The sequence below is a fragment of the Variovorax sp. P4_B10 genome, assembly GCF_056402375.1.
Genome location: NZ_JBFUHN010000155.1, coordinates 1 through 4,514, shown reverse-complemented (window position 1 = coordinate 4,514; position 4,514 = coordinate 1). Strand labels below are relative to the sequence as shown.

Annotated in this window: 6 protein-coding genes; 5 read left to right on the top strand and 1 reads right to left on the bottom strand. The window is 60.4% G+C overall.

The annotated features are described in order from the left end of the window. The first annotated feature begins 298 nt into the window (after nt 1–298). The 5 genes from AC1DXX_RS32995 to AC1DXX_RS32975 all read left to right on the top strand — a co-directional run bounded on the left by AC1DXX_RS32995 (nt 299) and on the right by AC1DXX_RS32975 (nt 4,215). Entirely contained in the window at nt 299–805 is a 507-nt protein-coding gene (locus AC1DXX_RS32995) for a DUF4189 domain-containing protein (RefSeq protein ID WP_478138412.1), read from the top strand. Between the two features lie 86 nt (nt 806–891). Further along, nucleotides 892–1,437 carry a hypothetical protein gene (locus tag AC1DXX_RS32990; protein ID WP_478138411.1) on the top strand — a complete coding sequence of 182 codons (546 nt, stop codon included), beginning with the start codon at nt 892–894 and terminating at the stop codon, nt 1,435–1,437. 27 nt (nt 1,438–1,464) lie between these two features. Next, entirely contained in the window at nt 1,465–2,514 is a 1,050-nt protein-coding gene (locus AC1DXX_RS32985; protein ID WP_478138410.1) for an XVIPCD domain-containing protein, read from the top strand. A gap of 37 nt (nt 2,515–2,551) precedes the next feature. Beyond that, entirely contained in the window at nt 2,552–3,730 is a 1,179-nt protein-coding gene (locus tag AC1DXX_RS32980; protein WP_478138409.1) for a TrbL/VirB6 family protein, read from the top strand. Then, nucleotides 3,727–4,215, top strand: a complete 489-nt coding sequence (locus tag AC1DXX_RS32975) for a DUF4189 domain-containing protein (protein WP_478138408.1) — start codon at nt 3,727–3,729, stop codon at nt 4,213–4,215. Before AC1DXX_RS32980 ends, AC1DXX_RS32975 begins: the two co-directional genes overlap by 4 nt. A 71-nt stretch (nt 4,216–4,286) precedes the next feature. On the opposite strand, the gene AC1DXX_RS32970 is transcribed toward AC1DXX_RS32975, so the two are convergent. Then, the coding region (locus AC1DXX_RS32970) for a hypothetical protein (RefSeq protein ID WP_478138407.1) at nt 4,287–4,514 on the bottom strand (228 nt) is incomplete at its 5' end.

Here is a 4,514-nt window from a genome sequence, read left to right as displayed (position 1 = left end):
TCTCTGCGCCACCGATGGCGGCGGCGTTCTTCGGCGGGACGATGGGCAACTTCAACCCATATCCGACGGTGAGCGGGGGGCAACAGAACGCGGGTAGTCCGGGGCCGGGAGGACAGCCTGCGGGGTCTTATGCGCCGCCGGCTAGCCAGACGTCGCAACCGGCGCCCCCCGAACAAGCGAGCCGTGGCGGACTCGGCGGTAACACCAACCGCACCTCGGCAGAGCCACCTGCGGACCAAATCAGGCCCGCGTCCGTTCCCCCGCCACCAAAAGCACTCAAGGTTGATGGAGAAGCATGATGAAGATGTTGGCGCGAGCTTTGTTGTTGATGAGCGCGGGATTGTTTTGGAATGGCCTCGCGCATGCTGAAGGAGGTTGTCCTCCTGGCATGTACCCGTTTCAATTCGCACCCAACCAGCCGTCTTCTTGCGCGCCAATTCCTGGGAATGGAAATCAGCAGATGCCGCAGCAACCAGCGCCGCAGTGGGAAAGCCGCTGGGGCGCGATTGCGACGGATGGACCTAACGACGCTTTGGGCGTAGCCACCAACATGCGGAGCAAACGCGAAGCCTCGCAAGCGGCTATGCACAGCTGCCAGTCAAAGGGCGGTGTGAACTGCAAGATCGACATTGCATATGACAACCAGTGCGCTGTGGTTGTCGTAGGCGACGGCGCATACAACGTTCCAATCGCTGAAACGCTCGATAAGGCCGCGGAAATTGGTATGAAGACATGTCGCAGTTCTGGGCGTAGCAACTGCCACGTCTACTACTCCGACTGCAGCCTGCCGGTGCGAATTCGGTAGTTGCACCACCATTTCGCAAACCGGATTGCATGCGAATGCCCGCGGATATGTCGGCCAAAACCTCCTGATTGACTAACAAACATTCCATGACACGCATCCATTCACTCGTTGCCGCGACCGCACTTGGTCTTGTTTGCTTTCACGCCTCCGCGCAGAAGGCGCAGGCGCACGGCCTGTGCGCTGCGGATGAGGAGCCGGTGTTTTCCTGCACCCTGCAAGGCCCCAGCCGCAAGATGGTGTCGTTGTGTGCATCGCCTGCATCGACGCAGGGTGAAAGAAGTTTTCATTACCTGTATGGGCGGCCTTCAAAGATCGAGCTCAGGTATCCGGCGAGCGGCAACGTTCGTGAGGCCTTCACGTTCACGCGCCTGTTCTATGCCGGCGCCACGTTTGGCTATGCCCACACCCTCACCAACGAGGGCTACAAGTACATCCTGTATTCGATCGAAGGCACGGGGTTCAAGCGCTCGGGCCTGCTGGTACAGCGCGAGGGGCAACTGCGGGCGGTCCACGAAGCGGCTTGCCGGCCATCGACTCTGGCGGAGACCAAGAACACCGAACTGGTACGCATCACATCCCAATGGAAGGTCGACCCGGACATCGATGCCCACGGCCTGCCCAGCAAGAACTGAAATTCGCTTCACCCAAGGAGAGCCACTATGTCACATCCACCCCGCCACGCATCACACCCGCACCACGCACACCGCGCGGCCCCGTACTCCAAGGAGAACGGCGACTTCGTGTTGCAGGCCGCGCAGGGTGCAAGCATCACCGCCCCCAAGGAACTGGCCAACTTCATGGGCCAGATGCAGGTGGAGTCGCATGGCTTTACCAAAATGCACGAGGCTCTGAACTACTCGGGCGAACGCCTGCTCAAGGTATTCCCTGGGCGCAATGGGATGGACACCCTTGAGAAGGCGAACGCGGTTGCGGCGGGTGGCCCGGAAAAGATTGCGGAAGCCATCTACGGCGGCGACTGGGGAAAACGCAAAGGCGGTCCGGGCAATACCGAGGCGGGCGACGGTTGGAAGTTTCACGGTCGCGGCTTTGTTCAATTGACAGGCCGCTACAACTACGAGCACTTCGGCAAGGCACTTGGGCTGGATTTGGTGAACCACCCCGATCTGGCCGCCGAACCCGCCAACGCCGCCAAGATCGCCACGCAGTACTGGAAGGAACGCGTGGTGGCGTTGGGTCATCAGCACGACGTCACGCATGCCACCAAGGACGTCAACGGCCGCTACACCGCACTGGCGGAACGCAAGGCCGCCGCCACACAGTGGGAAACCAAACTCGCCCACGGCTACAAGCCTGGCGATCAAGAGCCCGGCAAGACGATGCAGGACAGCTCGCTGTTCAAGCAGGCGAAGTCCGGTCTCGAAAAGATCGATGCTCAGTTCGGGCGCAAGCCCGATCAGTTGACCGACAACGCCGCGGCCGCCATCACAGTGGCCGCATTGCGCGGTGGCTTGACCCGCATCGATCACATGATGCTGGGCGGCAACGACAACAGCACGATCCTTGCGATTCAAGGCAAACCGGGCACCGCGCTTTCCAAGGTAGTCGATGTGCCGACTGTGGAATCGATGAACACGCCGGTTGCTCAAAGCTCGCAGGCGTTCACAGTCGTGCAGCAGGCGCAGCAGCAAGCTCCTCAGCAAAACAACCAGCAGGCCGCGCAGCAAACGGCGCCTGCGATGTCTCGTTGAGTCTCTCCTTCACTAGTCAAATCACCCGCCAACGCCCATGAATACCGCGACACCGGCGATCCATTCGATAGCAAACAAACCGTTTGACGGGTGGATTGCACACGTCGGGACACGCAGGCGCTCCCTCGTCGACGTGACGCGGTCGCTGCGGGCGCTGACGGATGGCATGCTGACGCTCATCATCCTGACCAAGGGCTTTCGCATCATCACGGGCCGCACCCAGTTGCCCATGATGGCGCTGGTGAGCGACGCGCTGCGCGCCGCCTTGATCATCGGCATTGCAGTGGCCGCCGCGGGCGCCTCCTCCACCATCTACTGGAGCATGACCGACGGCACGTCCAGCGCCATCTCCAAACTGGTGAGCGACACACCTTCGCCCTACGACAGCATCGACAAGAATCTGGCTTATGTGCAGTTGATGTTCACCGCCATCGATGCGGTGTCCGCCGGCATGAACGGCGGGTTCAACGCAGAAACCGGTGACGCCAAGGACCGCGCCAAGTGGTTCACCGGCATCGGCATCGCCGGCCCGGGCGTGGTGGCCGGTTCTGCTCTGCTTCTCAACAAGATCGCCATCGCCTTGTTCGTGGGGCTGGGTCCGCTGTTCATTCTGTGTCTGCTGTTCGAGCAGACCAAGAGTCTGTTCAGTCGATGGTTGTTCTACGGGATCGGCACCTTGTTTTCGCTGGCGGTGCTGTCGGTGATGGTGGAGCTGTCCACCAGGATGGTAGGTGCGGTGGCCATCTCGATCCTGGGCAAGTACGCGGCGTTGGCGACGGCGTCGTCACTCACGGATTCGCTGGGCCTGGGCGATATATCAAGTGCGCTGACTTCGGCCATGGGGGGCAATGACGGGATCACCTCGATGGCGATGCAGCAGGGCGGGCTGGGCCTGGTGCTGAGCACGCTGATCATCAGCGCGCCGCCGATGGCAGCGAATTTCTTCCAGGGGACGCTGGGGCAGTTTGCGGCTTATTCGGCATTTGGGGCTGTGGGGGCCAAGGGGGGCAACGGTGGCAGCGACTCGCAAGCGTTGGCGCAGGGGCGGATTCCATCAGCGCCGCCGGCACCAGTGGACCCGGGAACGCAGGCCCCCAATCCAGGAAGCTCTATACCGACTAGAGGCCTAGGCGGACAAGGCACAACCTCAACCGCCGGCGCTCATTCCGACACGATAGGCACAGCGCCCATGCCGCAGGCGAGGCAATCACTATGAAGTTCAAGATCATTGCGGCGTCTCTCATTTGCGGCGGATTTAGTGTGTTCGCCTGGGCTCAATGCGGTGGTGGCATTCCTTCTGCTGGCAACCCTGGTTGCATTCCGCCTGATCGATCGAATTCACCGTACTACCAAGGCGGCAGCGGCAGCACAACACTTCCACCCGCTGCCGTCTGGGCTGATCGCTGGGGGGCCGTTGCGTTTGACTCCAAAACAAGCAAATTTGGGGCCGCCGAGAACCAGAGAAATAAAGCCGGGGCTGAACAAGCAGCAATGGCCGACTGCGGCACTCAAGGGTGTCAGATCATTTTTCCCTACGCCAATGAATGCGTAGCCTTTACCGGCAAAGCCGGTGGAATAGGTGTTGCTGGCGCGCCGAAGGTGGAGGATGCGATTGCACGCGCCATGGAGCAATGCTCGAAATATGGACCTGGGTGTCAAACGGTTTACAGCGCCTGCAGCATGCCCGTGCGCGTCCAGTAGCAGCCATTTTCATGAACCAAATCGGCCGTACACGCTCCTGAATACTGCGATGCCAACTACCAATCTGAAAGTCACTCACGCGCAGCCCATGCGCATTGCGGAGTGAAATGACAATGAAGTGCATTGTCGTCACCGCCCTCTTCCTTCTTTTTATCATCACGCTCCCGGCTTGCCAACAATCCATCAACCAACCGGACATCAAGCTCAATCCACAGCCCAAGATGCGTCATGAAATCACCCTGACCATCGATGGCGCGCCGGGGCCTTTTGACGTGATTGAAGGGCGCGTATTTTACAAA